The sequence below is a fragment of the Sporosarcina sp. HYO08 genome (assembly GCF_001563475.1).
GTDB lineage: Bacteria > Bacillota > Bacilli > Bacillales_A > Planococcaceae > Sporosarcina.
The window spans coordinates 400,422-414,601 of record NZ_LPUT01000012.1; the positions used below are offsets into that span (position 1 = coordinate 400,422).

12 protein-coding genes and 1 riboswitch are annotated in these 14,180 nt (G+C 41.4%); of the genes, 11 read left to right on the plus strand and 1 reads right to left on the minus strand.

Annotated elements, in window-relative coordinates; genetic code table 11:
- The first annotated feature begins 34 nt into the window (after positions 1-34).
- The 3 genes from dat (at position 35) to AU377_RS06350 (ending at position 3,082) form a co-directional block, all read left to right on the plus strand.
- On the plus strand, positions 35-883 hold the full coding sequence (gene dat / locus AU377_RS06340; RefSeq protein WP_067405819.1) for a D-amino-acid transaminase: 849 nt from the start codon (positions 35-37) through the stop codon (positions 881-883).
- Between the two features lie 151 nt (positions 884-1,034).
- Positions 1,035-2,111, plus strand: a complete 1,077-nt coding sequence (locus tag AU377_RS06345; RefSeq protein ID WP_067405822.1) for a P1 family peptidase — start codon at positions 1,035-1,037, stop codon at positions 2,109-2,111.
- A gap of 71 nt (positions 2,112-2,182) precedes the next feature.
- Complete coding sequence (locus tag AU377_RS06350; protein WP_067405825.1) at positions 2,183-3,082, plus strand: acetamidase/formamidase family protein; 900 nt, start codon at positions 2,183-2,185, stop codon at positions 3,080-3,082.
- A gap of 130 nt (positions 3,083-3,212) precedes the next feature.
- On the opposite strand, the gene AU377_RS06355 is transcribed toward AU377_RS06350, so the two are convergent.
- Entirely contained in the window at positions 3,213-3,893 is a 681-nt protein-coding gene (locus tag AU377_RS06355; protein WP_067405826.1) for a TetR/AcrR family transcriptional regulator, read from the minus strand.
- A gap of 212 nt (positions 3,894-4,105) precedes the next feature.
- Here AU377_RS06355 and AU377_RS06360 point away from each other — a divergent pair, with 212 nt between their 5' ends.
- The 8 genes from AU377_RS06360 to AU377_RS06395 all read left to right on the plus strand — a co-directional run bounded on the left by AU377_RS06360 (position 4,106) and on the right by AU377_RS06395 (position 14,168).
- Complete coding sequence (locus tag AU377_RS06360) at positions 4,106-5,611, plus strand: BCCT family transporter (protein ID WP_067405829.1); 1,506 nt, start codon at positions 4,106-4,108, stop codon at positions 5,609-5,611.
- Positions 5,612-5,637: 26 nt separating this feature from the next.
- Positions 5,638-7,686 carry a CocE/NonD family hydrolase gene (locus AU377_RS06365; protein ID WP_067405831.1) on the plus strand — a complete coding sequence of 683 codons (2,049 nt, stop codon included), beginning with the start codon at positions 5,638-5,640 and terminating at the stop codon, positions 7,684-7,686.
- Between the two features lie 163 nt (positions 7,687-7,849).
- Positions 7,850-8,983 carry a Xaa-Pro peptidase family protein gene (locus tag AU377_RS06370; protein WP_067405833.1) on the plus strand — a complete coding sequence of 378 codons (1,134 nt, stop codon included), beginning with the start codon at positions 7,850-7,852 and terminating at the stop codon, positions 8,981-8,983.
- Between the two features lie 28 nt (positions 8,984-9,011).
- Positions 9,012-9,536, plus strand: a complete 525-nt coding sequence (locus AU377_RS06375) for a DUF2179 domain-containing protein (protein ID WP_067405836.1) — start codon at positions 9,012-9,014, stop codon at positions 9,534-9,536.
- Positions 9,537-9,839: 303 nt separating this feature from the next.
- On the plus strand, positions 9,840-10,943 hold the full coding sequence (locus tag AU377_RS06380; protein WP_067405839.1) for a PfkB family carbohydrate kinase: 1,104 nt from the start codon (positions 9,840-9,842) through the stop codon (positions 10,941-10,943).
- A complete protein-coding gene (locus AU377_RS06385; RefSeq protein WP_067405842.1) occupies positions 10,940-11,851 on the plus strand; it encodes a pseudouridine-5'-phosphate glycosidase in 912 nt (303 codons plus the stop codon). The genes AU377_RS06380 and AU377_RS06385 overlap by 4 nt, the downstream gene beginning before the upstream one ends.
- Positions 11,852-12,029: 178 nt before the next feature.
- Positions 12,030-12,131, plus strand: a riboswitch (purine riboswitch).
- A 145-nt stretch (positions 12,132-12,276) separates the two neighbouring features.
- On the plus strand, positions 12,277-12,864 hold the full coding sequence (locus AU377_RS06390; RefSeq protein WP_067405845.1) for a xanthine phosphoribosyltransferase: 588 nt from the start codon (positions 12,277-12,279) through the stop codon (positions 12,862-12,864).
- A gap of 8 nt (positions 12,865-12,872) precedes the next feature.
- Complete coding sequence (locus AU377_RS06395; RefSeq protein ID WP_067406110.1) at positions 12,873-14,168, plus strand: nucleobase:cation symporter-2 family protein; 1,296 nt, start codon at positions 12,873-12,875, stop codon at positions 14,166-14,168.
- Positions 14,169-14,180 lie beyond the last annotated feature (12 nt).

Here is a 14,180-nt window from a genome sequence, read left to right on the forward strand (position 1 = left end):
AATATATCTGATTGTACGAAGGGGAGAAATAGTTATGGTTATTGGTTATTTCAATGGAGAATTCATACCTGTCGAGCAGGCTGTGATTCCGATTGATGAACGCGGTCATCAATTTGGGGATGGGGTCTATGAGGTGATTCGTGTATACAATGGCAAACCGTTTATGCTCGATGAACATATAGAAAGACTCATCAAAAGTGGAGAAGCCATTAAGCTTCGCATGGAAAAAACGGCCGAAGAGCTACAACAAATTATTCACGAAGCCGTTCAAAAATCGCAATTAAATAACTGCGATGTCTACATTCAAGTGACACGCGGAATCGCCACAAGAAAACATTTATTTCCCGATGCGCCAGTTTCGATTACAATGACAGTGAGACCTATGCAAGTCACAGAAGAAACTGAACGTGAAAAGGGAAAAACTGCGATTTTTCATGAAGATGAAAGATGGACGAATTGCTATATTAAATCATTAAATCTACTGCCCAATATTTTGGCGAAACAAACGGCACAAGAAGCAGGCTGCTATGAAGCAATTCTCGTTAAAGATGGATTTGTAACGGAAGGCACGAGCTCAAACGTCTATCTTGTGAAAGATGATTCGATCTATACAACGCCGCTTTCTAAACAGATTCTACCGGGCATCACAAGAATGGCTGTAAAAGAGTGTGCAGAAAAACTAGGTATCCCATTTATCGAAAAACACTTCACACCGGATGAATTGCTTCAAGCTGACGAAGTATTTATCACGAGTACGACAAATGAAATTATGCCGATTGTCCGTATTGATGAAAGCGTAATTCAAGATGGCTCTGCTGGAAAATTAACGACAGCACTTTTTGAGAAGTTTAAAGAATCTATAGATATCGTTCAGCCGATTTAAACAGTAGGGGTTGTTCCAAAACGAAGAGCCAGGCACCATTGAACACTAAATATGGTATCGTAATTGAAAAATGATACTACATTTGACAGTGTTTAACGGTGCCAGGCACTTCTGGGACAACCCCTTAACATACATACCGAGGTGAATGTAAGTGACAGAACCAAAGAAAATTAGAGAGTTAGGAATTCAGGTGGGGAAATTTCTAACTGGTGAAAAAAACTGCATAACTGATGTGCCAGGCGTTAAGGTAGGACATGTGACGCTAGATTATCCGCTTGAACAAGAGGGGAGCTATGCATGTACGGGTGTAACGGCTATTTTACCGCATGATGGTAATTTATTTAAAGAAAAAGTCGTGGGAGCAAGTTACGTACTCAACGGCTTCGGAAAAACAACTGGCCTCGTACAAGTGAATGAACTTGGCGTCATTGAATCTCCCATTATGCTGACAAATACATTCGGCGTGCCAGCAGTTACGCAAGGGACGCTGCAATATATGTTAAAGGATAACCCCGAAATTGGTGATACGACAGGAACGATAAATTTGGTCGTCGGAGAATGTAATGATAGCAGACTGAATTCCATTCGTGAGTTGCCAGTACAGCCGCAGCATGCAATTGAATGTATTGAAAATGCAACAACTGAGGTTTCCCCTGAAGGTGCAGTCGGAGCAGGTAAAGGAATGATTTGTTTCGGTTATAAAGGAGGGATTGGCTCATCATCTCGGATCTTGCAAGATGAAAAAAGCGGGACAAGCTATTCAATAGGTTGTATGGTATTAAGTAATTTCGGCAGAAAAGAAGATTTTCAAATTGAAAAGTACCGACTGGAAGAAACTGAAGCGCTGCCGGCCTATCCAAAAACAGCGGATGGCTCGATTATGATTGTGCTGGCAACCGACGCACCATTAAGCAGCCGACAATTACAGCGCGTTGCCAAAAGATGCGGCATTGGATTGGGCAGAACAGGCAGCCACTTTAGCCACGGTAGCGGGGACATCGTTATCGCTTTTTCAACGGCCCATAAGATTCCTCATTCATCTGAAGAATCCAGCGAAGAGAGAAAGCAGCTGCGTGAAGACCATGCCATTATGAATGATCTATTCGCAGCGGCCGCCGATGTAACCGAAGAAGCCATTTTGAATTCATTAGCGCAAGCTGAGACGACAACGGGGAGAAATGGAAATACGGCGCATGCTTATCCGTTCGGAGAAGTTAGGCTGCCTTGATGCGATTGTCCACACAGGTTAGACTAATAGATGAGATTCTAATTTGGAAAACTTATATAGGAGGAAATTAAATGACAGTCCTAACAGTTGACAAAGGGATTATCTATGAATTTAATAAACTGAATTCACCTACAAAAGTAGTCGCTTCTGGAACGACGCTGACGATCGAGACGTATGATTGTTTTCAAAATCAGATCCAATCGCCAGAAACTGAAGTGACAGCGATTGATTGGAACAAAATTAACCCTGCAACGGGCCCGATTTATGTTGAAGATGCGAAACCTGGAGATATTTTAAAAGTTAAAATTGAAAAGATTAAAATTGGCGACCAAGGAGTAATGGTTGTTGGGCCTGAACTAGGTGTCATGGGCCATAAGATTGACCAAATGGAATCTAAGATTCTTCCAATAAAGAATGAGAAAGTACTTTTCAATGATCTTGAATTGCCGCTTAATAAAATGATTGGGGTTATCGGTGTTGCACCTGAAGGGGAAGGTGTAAACTGTGGTACGCCGGGTGCGCACGGCGGCAATATGGACAATAAGATGGTGACGGAAGGCGCGACACTTTATTTCCCTGTATTTGCTGAAGGTGCATTGTTTGCACTTGGTGATCTTCATGCAGCGATGGGAGATGGAGAAGTGAGCGTATCTGGCGTGGAAGTAGCCGGGGAAGTGACGGTTACATTGGAAGTCATTAAAGGAGACACATTAAGTCATCCAATGTTAGAAAATGATGATGTCTTTACGCAAATTGTTTCTGCTGAAACACTTGATAAGGCGGCCAAGCTTGCAACGTCCGAAATGATTGATCGCATCGTGGAAAAATCTGGACGTCCTTTAAGCGAAATCACGATGTTAATGAGCGCTGTCGGACAATCTGAAATTTGTCAAATTGTCGATCCGTTGATGACCGCGAGGTTTGTTGTGCCGAAGTGGGTTCTGAAGCAATTAGATATTCAGTTAGTTTAAGGTGACGCAACTTCCCATTATTCTTATAGATAGAAGGAGGTTTAACAAATTACACCGCCCAAAGACATGAAGTCACTGGGCGGTGTTTTTGTATATCAATGATCAAGAGGCTGAAAAAAGGATTTTGCATTTACACTTTTGACGCATCTGTCGCATTATAATGGCTTGCATCCAGAATAATTTTCCTGACATATTCCATTGTTCTATTTGCTGCTTCCTCAATTTCATAATTCATTCGATTGTTTAAAACATTTGTCAGCATGCCTTGCCATAATAAAATGGTCATTTCATTAATTGAATCGATTTGATCCTCTTTTATATAGCCTTCCTTCGCTGCGATTTCCAGAAGAGATCTTCCTCGTTTCGTCATACTCCTTTCGAATAAAATTGGCTTTAATTCTTGTGGAATATTTATTAAATCAGCTGGATAAATTTCATAGTAGTTTTCTATAAGTTTTTCTGGATGATCGCCTAAATCCATAATAAACACTGCGTGGAAGATTTGTGGTTGTTGAAAGGAATAGTTACAAAAACACTCCCACGCCAATAGATATTTCTCAAATGGATTTTTTCCTTTGTTCATATAAATAGTTACATCATCTGTATAATTCTTTAAGAATTTCATAGAAGCGAAAAAAATCAAATGGGAAATTTCCGAAAAATAGTTATAGATAGTGGCGCTGTTATAGCCCGCCCGATCCGCAACTTTTCGAATCGTAACTTGATCAATGCCTTCCTCTTCAATAATTTCTGCAGTCGCATCTACGAAGTACTTCCACATTCGGCTCATTTGAATTTTTTTGTTATTCATCAGACAATCTCCCTATAATAATCAATTATTTTAGTCAATTCACTTATATACTTTACCATTAAAAGTTATTAGAATCTTTATTGTTCAGTTTTTGTCCATATGTTATGATAATTTTACAGAAAAATATAATCATGATTATTAATTATACCATGGTTTTAAATTTGCGTTTGATTAGTAGACGTTTCTGTATTCTAAAGATCGGGGGGAAGAGAATGGGAAAGGTGCGTATTGATCCATTTGTTTTTTGGACGTCGCTCGTTGTCATTTTAGGAGCTACCATATTGCTCGTAGTAAATCGCACAAAGGCAGAGCCATATTTAGATAGTTTAATGACTTCGATTACGTATAAAATGGACTGGGCATTCCAGTCTTTAACAATTGGTTTGTTTATACTTTTAATATGGTTGGCGTTTGGTCGCTATGGAAAAATAAAACTTGGCGAAGGAAAACCCGAGTTCTCTAATTTTAGTTGGGGAGCAATGCTTTTCACAGCCGGTATGGGTACGAGTATTATGTATTGGTCGATGATAGAGCCTATTTATTATTTTACGGGACCGCCGTTTGGGATCGAGCCCAAAAGCAATGAGGCTGCAGAATGGGCTGTAACGTATGGTTTGTTCCATTGGGGTATTTCAGCATGGTCTTTGTATGCGTTTCCAACTGTTGTAATCGCTTACTCCTATTTTGTAAAGAAGCGCCCTTCTTTGAAAATGAGTGTGGCGCTTAGCGGCGCGCTTGGTAAATATGCGGATGGTTGGGTCGCGAAGTTAATTGATGTTCTTGTCATTTGGAGTCTAGTTGGTGGATTAGGAACGTCCCTGGGATTAGGTGTGCCGATGATGTCAGCTGTGATCGGTGAAATATTCGGACTCCAACAATCTCTAGGATTGAATGTTGTGATTATCGTAATGATTACAATCATTTATTCAGCAAGCGCTTATCTTGGTCTTCAAAAAGGGATTCGAAGATTGAGTGACTTTAACGTCTATCTTGCATTGGCAATCGCTATATTCGTTTTTATCACTGGACCGACATTGTTCATATTAACTTATTTCTCAAATAGTTTCGGGTTAATGATTCAGAACTTTGCAATGTTGAGCTTTTACACGGATCCCATTAATAATAGTGGCTTTCCGCAAGGATGGACTGTTTTTTACTGGGCATGGTTCGCTGCCACTGCGCCTTTCATGGGCTTGTTTGTCGCGAAGATTTCCAAAGGAAGGACGATTCGTGAATTGATAACCCACGTATTATTATGGGGATCAATTGGTGGCTGGATTTACTTTGCGGTATTTGGCGGTTATACAATGAACTTGCAGTTAAATAATATTTTGCCGGTAGCCGATATACTAAATGATCAAGGCGGACCTGCGGCGATCGTTGAAATTTTAAAAACACTGCCTTTAAGCGCGATTGTCTTGCCGTTCTTTGTGTTTTTAGGAATCATTTTCTTATCGACTTCATTAGACTCTGCAACTTATATTCTTTCAGCAATCGCAACGAAAGAGTTGAAAGCAGAGGAAGATCCCGCGAGATGGCATCGCATGGTCTGGGGAGCTCTTTTGGCGATTATCGCCATTTCCTTGCTATTAATCGGAGGGCTGCGTGTGATTCAAACCTCTGCAGTTATCGTTTCTGTTCCGATTTTTATTATTTACTTATTGCTTATTGTCTCTTTGTTGAGATGGTTGAAGCAAGATTTTCCGAAAAAAGATTAATGGTTGAAGTTACGGGAGGGTATTAAATGGTATTTAATGTTCGAGAATCGAACCGATCGATTAAAACTAATTTTCCAAGGGAAGTACGTGAAATAGAACACGTTTGGATTCCGATGTCGGATGGGACACGCTTATCAGCTAAAATTTGGCTGCCGAAAGATGCAGAGGAAAATCCAGTGCCTGCAATTCTCGAATACTTGCCATATCGGAAAAATGACTTTACGGCATTAAGAGATTCAATTCGTCATCCTTATTTCGCAGGGCATGGCTATGCGAGTATCCGAGTAGACATGCGGGGCTGCGGAGATTCCGATGGCATTTTGTATGATGAGTATTTGAAGCAGGAACAAGATGATGGCCTCGAAGTGCTAACGTGGATTTCAAAGCAACCTTGGTTTACCGGCGGCATTGGCATGATCGGAAAATCATGGGGCGGCTTTAATGGGCTGCAAATTGCTGCAAGACGCCATCCCGCGCTGAAAGCGATTATTACACTCTGCTCGACGGATGACCGTTACGCAGATGACGTTCATTACAAAGGCGGAGCAGTTCTTGCATCGGACATGCTGTGGTGGGCATCCACAATGCTGGCGTATAATGCTCGTCCCGCAGATCCACTTGTTGTAGGGGATGCATGGCGCGAAAACTGGCTGCAACGTTTGAAAAAAACACCGCCATTTGTAGAAGAATGGATGAGGCATCAGCGTCGAGACGCATATTGGAAACATGGATCCGTTTGTGAGAATTATGAGGATATCGATATTCCGGTATATGCAGTAGGTGGTTGGGCGGATGGATATACGAATGCAATTCCCCGTTTATTGGAAGGTTTAAAAGGTCCGCGGAAAGGTTTAATTGGCCCATGGGCACATGAATATCCAGAAGTTGCAGTTCCAGGCCCGCAAATTGGCTTTTTGCAAGAATGCCTTCGTTGGTGGGATCACTGGTTGAAAGGCGAGGACACTGGGATTATGGAGGAGCCTATGCTGCGCGCTTGGATACAAGATAGCGTGCCACCAAAGACAGATTATGCCGTTCGTCCGGGACATTGGGTAGCTGAAAGTGAATGGCCGCCAAAGGATCAGGAAAGCCATCATTATTACGTAAGCAATCAACAATTGAACACACAGTCGAAAAAAGAAGAGGCATTGATTGTTTCAAGCATACAAGAACATGGACTGTATTCGGGTGTATTCTGTCCGTTTGGGCAGCCTGGAGATCTTCCTGCGGATCAAAGGATCGAAAACGGACTTTCCGTTGTGTTCACATCTGATCCTTTAGAAGAACCGATGGAAATTCTAGGATTCCCGGAGTTCACTGTTGAACTATCGTCGGACAAACCAAACGCGCTACTATCCGTTAGACTTAATGATGTTGCGCCGGACGGTTCATCAACTCGGGTGACATGGGGAATGCTGAATTTAACGCATCGAAATAGTCATGAGTTTCCTGAACATCTTGAGCCGGGTGAAAAATATACAGTGACTGTTCAAATGAATGCAATTGGCCATCAATTGCCTGCGGGACACCGTTGGCAATTGGCAATCTCGCCAACTTATTGGCCGCATGCTTGGCCGTCACCTGAGCCGGTAACGCTGACAGTTTTTACAAATGAAAAAACAAAACTGTCATTACCGATCCGCAATCCAAAAGAAATAGATAGAGAATTAAAACCATTTGAGCATCCCGAGACAGCAGCCGTGATGGAAAGAGAAATCTTGCGTGAAGCGAATAGAACAAGGGAAGTGCGACATGATCTTGTGAACCGAGTTTGGACATTGGATGATTTTTCCGATGAAGGAGCAAGAAAACTTGTCTCAAATGGAATTGAGTACGGTAGCACGAATCAAAATATTTATACCATAAGGGAAGGCGATCCGCTTTCTGCGAAAGTGCAATGTGATTGGACATTGACAGTTGGTCGCGGGGAATGGCAGACAAGTTTAGAAACGTTCAGCACAATGACTGCTGATGCGGAAAACTTCTATTTGACAAATCATATTATTGCTTTTGAAGGTGAACAGGAAGTTTTCAATAAAGTTTGGAAGACGGAAGTTCCAAGAGACTTCAATTAATAGATTAATCTCCTTGCGCGCGGTGTTTCATTTGATGAAATTCCGTGTGGCACAAGGGGATTTTTCATGCGGAAGAATAAAGAAACGTTAGCCTGAAAAACACGATTTGTCATCATGATTATTATATATAATAAGAAAAATTAAATTGAAAGGGAGATTTAATGTGAAATCTCAAGATCGAATAAACCGATTAAGAACATATATGGAGGAACAGCAAATAGCGGTGAGCATGATTTGGGAACCGGATAATCAGTATTATGTCACTGGTTTTCGAGCGATTTCATATTCACGTCCAATCGTCACACTAATTGCTGATGAGCAAACAGCACTTATCATTCCGGAGCTAGAAGAAGCGCATGCTGCCGAGAAAGCGCGGGTCGATCAGACATTTGTGTATTATGAGCAACAGGATAATCGTGGAAAGGAACAAACTTATAAAGAACACTTAACGAAGATATTGAAGGAATATCCCGCTAATTCTTGTATTGGGGTAGAATTAGGGGTTCTTCCCTCACAGGTTTATATCTACCTTGTATCACTAGGATTTACCGTATTGGATATAGGTCAAGAAATTACCGCAATGCGGGCCGTGAAAGATGCGGGCGAAATCGAATTGCTGAAAATTGCCGGACGCCTTTCAGACCTTGCGATAGGCGAGTCTTTAAAACATGCGCGGGCAGGAATAAGTGAACTGGAATTTGATGCGTATGGGGATCGGCTTTTACTGGAAGTCGCTTCAAAAGAATACCCAAATGAATTAATTGGCTACGAAGATTGGACATGTTCAGGGATTACACGTAGCGCAATGCCTCATTTATATTCGAGTACGAGGAAATTTCAGAAGGGAGATGTCGTGATTCATAGCCGACAAGTATGGTTCAATGGCTACCGCGCGGAAAATGAGCGGACATTTTTCATTGGCAATCCTTCAGAAAAACAGAAGGATCTATTGAAGCTTGCAATAGAAGCGCAAAGCGTAGCAATGGAAATGATTAAACCGGGGATCGCTGCAAAAGAAGTGGATTTAGCCTCATACGAAGTGTTTAAAAGGGCGGGTTATGGCGACTATGTCAACCATCGGGTAGGGCATGGCTTAGGGTTATCCGAACATGAAGAACCCTATTTGCGCTTTGATAATGAACTGATTCTCCAAGAAGGGATGGTCTATACGATTGAACCTGGTATTTATGTTCCAGGGGTCGGTGGGTTTAGACATTCCGACACCATTGTCTTATCGCAAACCGGAAGTTTCTCAATTACGCAGTATCCAAGAGAGATTGAACAAATGATAGTCTAAAAGAGTAAATAGAGTTGGGGTGGACTGCATGGCATCAATTGTTTTCATTATCATCGCTATTAATATAATTTACGTGTCATTATTTACATTGCGCGTAATTCTCGTCATTAAAGGGTATAGAATGGTTGCTTCTCTATTATCCATGGGGGAAGTTTTTGTTTATCTCATGGGATTGACGATTGTTCTAGATAACTTAGACAAGCCGATCAATCTTGTCGCCTATTGTGTTGGTTGGGGAATGGGTGTATTTCTTGGCAGTAAGATTGAAGCTCGTTTGGCGCTTGGTTATATCGTTTTTGATGTTGTCGTTGATTTTGTGGAAATTGAATTGCCGATGAAAATTCGAGAAAAAGGTTTTGGTGTTACATCTTGGGTGGCAGATGGCAAGGATGGCAAGCGGTTAGTCATGAAAGTATTAGCTAAACGCAGCGCAGAGAAAAGGTTAAGAGAGTTGGTTATTTCATTAGCTCCAAAAGCATTTATTATCTCCTATGAACCCAATCAGTTAAATGGAGGTTTTTTACTTAAAAATCTAAATGGGAATAGAAGTTAACTATTCAAGATCATCGTATTGTAGATTAAGAGATGGATAATAGATTTTATATTGTGAAAGAAATCCATCAACTGGAAATTAGGGATTCCAGTCAATGAGTATTTCGAAAGCTTTGTCTCGAAATTTTATGATCGCAGAAAAAGAATTAAACATGTAGTAAAGAGATCCTTTCCAAACTTAAGGATCTTTTTTGTTTATAAAAGATCCCAAAAAGGGAAACCTACAAATGGTTATAAATTAAACTATTTTTGCTTGCAACTACACAAACAATTGTTTATAATTTAAACAAATGTTAAAAGGGTGATGAAATTGAATGAGAAGGAAAAGGCAGTTATTGCGCTTCTCCGAAAAAACCCGTTTTTGACTCAACAGGAAATGGCCGATATGGTCGATATGTCCAGGCCAGCGCTTGCAAACTTGATTTCCGGTTTGATGAGACGAGGGGTCATTGAAGGGCGGGCTTATATCCTGGCGAAAGTAAATGAAGTTGTTTGTATCGGCGGAGCTAATGTTGATCGGAAATTTCATTTAAAAGAAGTCACACAGCTAGGAACGTCAAACCCAACCTCGATGTCCGTTTCCGTTGGTGGTGTTGCTCGCAATATTGCAGAGAATCTTGGACGGCTCGATCATTCTGTTCGGTTACTCACGGTAGCGGGCGATGATCAGGATTGGCAGTTAATCGAACAAGAGTCCGAGGGTTATGTAGATGTAAGTTTGGTCGGATTTTCACCCGATGCCGCAACGGGTTCATACTCAGCGGTATTAGATCCAGATGGCGAGCTTGTCATAGCGCTTGCCAATATGGATGTATATGACTCTTTATCCATTTCTTATATCGAGGAAAATGATCCATTAATTGCAAACGCATCACTCGTTGTGATGGATTTAAACTGTCCGAAAGAAACGGTGGAGTTCGTGAAGGAACGTGCACAATTCCACGGGACGGGCCTTGTGATTATTCCTGTTTCTTCTCCTAAAATGGCGCGTATGCCTGAAAATCTCGAAGGCATTACGTGGTTCGTTTGCAATCGGGACGAAGCGGAAACGTACACTGGACAGTCAATCCAAAATGAAGAAGACTGGAAACGAGCGGTAAGTCTTTTGCTTGAATCAGGGGCGGAAAATGTAATCGTCACTGCCGGGGCAAAAGGCGTTATGGCAGGAAGTAAAAATAGTGAGATCGTTCACTTTCCGGCATATAAAAATGTGAATGTAAAAGACGTAACAGGTGCCGGGGATGCCTTCGTATCCGGAGTTTTACATGGTTATTTAGCGGGCATGGAATTAGAAGAATCAATTCAACGCGGCGTGCTAAATGCAACAAAGACTTTAGAATCATCGTATACGGTACGGCCGGAATTATCAAAAGATCAATTAGAAATTGAAATGGAGGAATTAAAATGAAACAATATTTATCCTATTCAAAAGAAGTACAAGAAGCGATGGAGCAAGGAAAACCAGTCGTTGCACTTGAATCTACAATTATTTCACACGGTATGCCATATCCGCAAAACGTGAAAACGGCACGTGAAGTGGAGCAAATCATCCGTGATAACGGGGCAGTTCCAGCAACAATTGCGATCATCGATGGAAAAATTAAAATTGGTCTTTCTGATGAAGAACTTGAAATGTTCGGAAACAGCCAAGGTGTTGCAAAAGCATCCCGTCGTGACCTTGCTTATTTAATTTCTTCAAAAAAACTAGGTGCGACAACAGTTGCAGCAACAATGATCTGTGCTGATCTTGCTGGTATTCGTGTGTTCGTAACAGGCGGAATTGGCGGCGTTCACCGCGGTGCTGAAACGACAATGGACATTTCTGCGGACCTTGAAGAACTTGCACAAACGGATGTTGCAGTCATTTGTGCGGGTGCAAAATCTATTCTAGATATCGGATTAACGCTTGAATACCTAGAGACAAAAGGTGTTCCAGTGATTGGATATGGTACTGACGTTTTACCTGCTTTCTACACACGTACAAGTGAGTTCCCACTAAACTTGCGTGCAGATGACGCTGCAACAGTGGCGGATATGATTAAAGTGAAATGGGATCTAGGATTAAAAGGCGGCGCAGTCGTTGCAAATCCAATTCCAGAAGCAGATGCGATGGAAGAAAGCTTTATCAATGGCATCATTGAAGAAGCACTCGCAGAAGCGAATGCAAATGGCATTGCTGGGAAAGATGTAACACCATTTATGCTTGGAAAAGTAAAAGATATGACAGAAGGCAAAAGCTTGGATGCCAACATTGCACTTGTGAAAAACAATGCTGTGATTGGTGCACAAATCGCGGTTGCTTACAACCAAAAATAATCACACGATGCATTACGCCTTGATGTAATGCAAAATTTGTGACATCTGCTCCCGTACAATCGGTTGTACGGGAGCTTGTCTTTTGCACAATCTAGTTGCCATGAAAGTATGTCAATAGTCTTACTAGTATTTCTATTAAGTGAAGCGTTGTAAATCCTATGGACCATGTTATACTAATGGCATTCTAAATATATTCACTCATATAATCGCGAGAATAGGGCTCGCAAGTTTCTACCGGTTTACCGTAAATAAGCCGACTATGAGCAGCAAAAATATTGATTGGAAAAAATCGTGTGCTTACGATCGCACGTTCTTTTCCTTTCCATTCGGATTTAAAGCCGGATGTCCTTTGCTCCTCTCATAGATTGATGGGGTGTAGGACATCTGGTTTTTTTGTTTTATACGAAGAGGGGAGAATTATAGACATGCAATTGTTGAAAGACAGAATTATTCAAGACGGAAAAGTGTTATCGGATGATGTGTTAAAAGTAGATACATTTTTAAATCATCAAGTAGATCCGGTGTTAATGAAGGCGATTGGGGAAGAGTTTGCGCGTCGCTTTGAAAACGATGGCATCACGAAAATTGTTACGATTGAATCATCTGGCATCGCACCCTCTGTTATGGCAGGTTTAACATTAGGTGTTCCGGTCATTTTTGCACGCAAACGAAAATCTTTAACGTTAACGGATCATTTATACACAGCGAGCGTTCACTCGTATACAAAGCAAGAAACGAATGAAATTTCCGTGTCAAAAGATTTTGTGACGAAGGAAGATACTGTGCTCGTCATTGATGATTTCCTTGCGAATGGACAAGCTGCTTTAGGATTAATTGACATCGTTTCACAAGCAGATGCGAAGCTTGCCGGTGTAGGGATTGTCATTGAAAAAGGGTTTCAGCCTGGCGGGGCATTTATTCGTGAAAAAGGCATTCGTGTAGAATCACTTGCCAATCTTGCATCGCTTGAAAATGGAGAAGTAACTTTTATTGAGGAGGAACCATCGAAGTGAAAGATACGATGAAATCATCAGCATTAGGAATTCAGCATGTGTTGGCAATGTACGCTGGGGCAGTTTTAGTTCCTTTGATCGTTGGGGAAGCGTTGGGGCTTACATCAACACAACTGACGTATCTTGTGTCTATTGATATTTTAATGTGTGGAATTGCAACAATTTTACAGCTTGCGAGCAATCGTTTCTTCGGCATTGGGTTACCAGTTGTACTAGGTTGTACATTTACAGCTGTCGGTCCAATGATCGCGATTGGCGGACAGTACGGCATTTCAGCCATCTATGGTGCGATTATCGTTTCCGGGTTGTTTGTTATCGTTGTGAGTTCGTTCTTCGGTAATCTTGTTCGATTTTTCCCGCCTGTTGTAACAGGCTCGGTCGTTACCATTATAGGTATTACGCTCATTCCAGTAGCGATTAATAATATGGGCGGTGGATTTGGTGCGAGCGACTTTGGTTCTTCTGCAAATATCGCATTGTCTTTTGGGACGTTGCTATTTATTATTCTTGTTTATAAATTTTCTAGCGGTTTTCTTCGTGCCATTTCTATTTTACTAGGTTTAGTAGCGGGAACGATTGCAGCTTCGTTCATGGGGATGGTTAACTTTGCGGCAGTTGGTGAAGCATCCTATTTCCATATGGTGAAGCCTTTTTACTTTGGATTGCCAACATTTGAATGGTCAGCTATTTTAACAATGGTTTTAGTCGCGATGGTGTCACTTGTCGAATCAACAGGGGTTTATTTTGCACTAGGTGATATATGCGAGAAAGATGTGAAAAAAACAGATCTTGCAAAAGGTTATCGGGCTGAAGGAATTGCAGTTCTGCTTGGCGGGATTTTTAATGCATTTCCTTATACGACGTTTTCACAAAACGTTGGGTTAATTCAAATGTCTGGTGTGCGGTCTCGAAAAGTTATTTTCATTGCCGGCATTATGCTTGTAACACTTGGATTTGTCCCTAAAATTGCCGCGGTGACAACAGTTATTCCGAATGCTGTGTTAGGCGGTGCGATGATCGCCATGTTCGGTATGGTCGTGGCGCAGGGGATTAAAATGTTAAGTAAAGTCATTACAGAATCCCAAGATAATTCCATGATCATTGCATGCGCAATTGGAATGGGATTAGGTGTAACGGTTGTTCCGGACCTATTTGCAGGATTGCCTGCAGGATTACAAATCTTAACAAGTAACGGAATTGTAGCTGGAAGTATTACTGCAATTGTGTTAAATATGATGTTTAATATGCTGCCTTCAAGAAAGAAGAAGGAAGTCGTTCAATTGTCAGAGCAGAAAGCTGCATAAATAAAAATTCCC

Coding starts and splice junctions, on each gene's coding strand:
- AU377_RS06395 (WP_067406110.1), top strand. CDS start 12,873: ATGAAATCATCAGCATTAGGAATTCAGCATGTGTTGGCAATGTACGCT.
- AU377_RS06350 (WP_067405825.1), top strand. CDS start 2,183: ATGACAGTCCTAACAGTTGACAAAGGGATTATCTATGAATTTAATAAA.
- AU377_RS06385 (WP_067405842.1), top strand. CDS start 10,940: ATGAAACAATATTTATCCTATTCAAAAGAAGTACAAGAAGCGATGGAG.
- dat (WP_067405819.1), top strand. CDS start 35: ATGGTTATTGGTTATTTCAATGGAGAATTCATACCTGTCGAGCAGGCT.
- AU377_RS06360 (WP_067405829.1), top strand. CDS start 4,106: ATGGGAAAGGTGCGTATTGATCCATTTGTTTTTTGGACGTCGCTCGTT.
- AU377_RS06375 (WP_067405836.1), top strand. CDS start 9,012: ATGGCATCAATTGTTTTCATTATCATCGCTATTAATATAATTTACGTG.
- AU377_RS06365 (WP_067405831.1), top strand. CDS start 5,638: ATGGTATTTAATGTTCGAGAATCGAACCGATCGATTAAAACTAATTTT.
- AU377_RS06390 (WP_067405845.1), top strand. CDS start 12,277: ATGCAATTGTTGAAAGACAGAATTATTCAAGACGGAAAAGTGTTATCG.
- AU377_RS06355 (WP_067405826.1), bottom strand. CDS start 3,893: ATGAATAACAAAAAAATTCAAATGAGCCGAATGTGGAAGTACTTCGTA.
- AU377_RS06380 (WP_067405839.1), top strand. CDS start 9,840: ATGAAATTGAATGAGAAGGAAAAGGCAGTTATTGCGCTTCTCCGAAAA.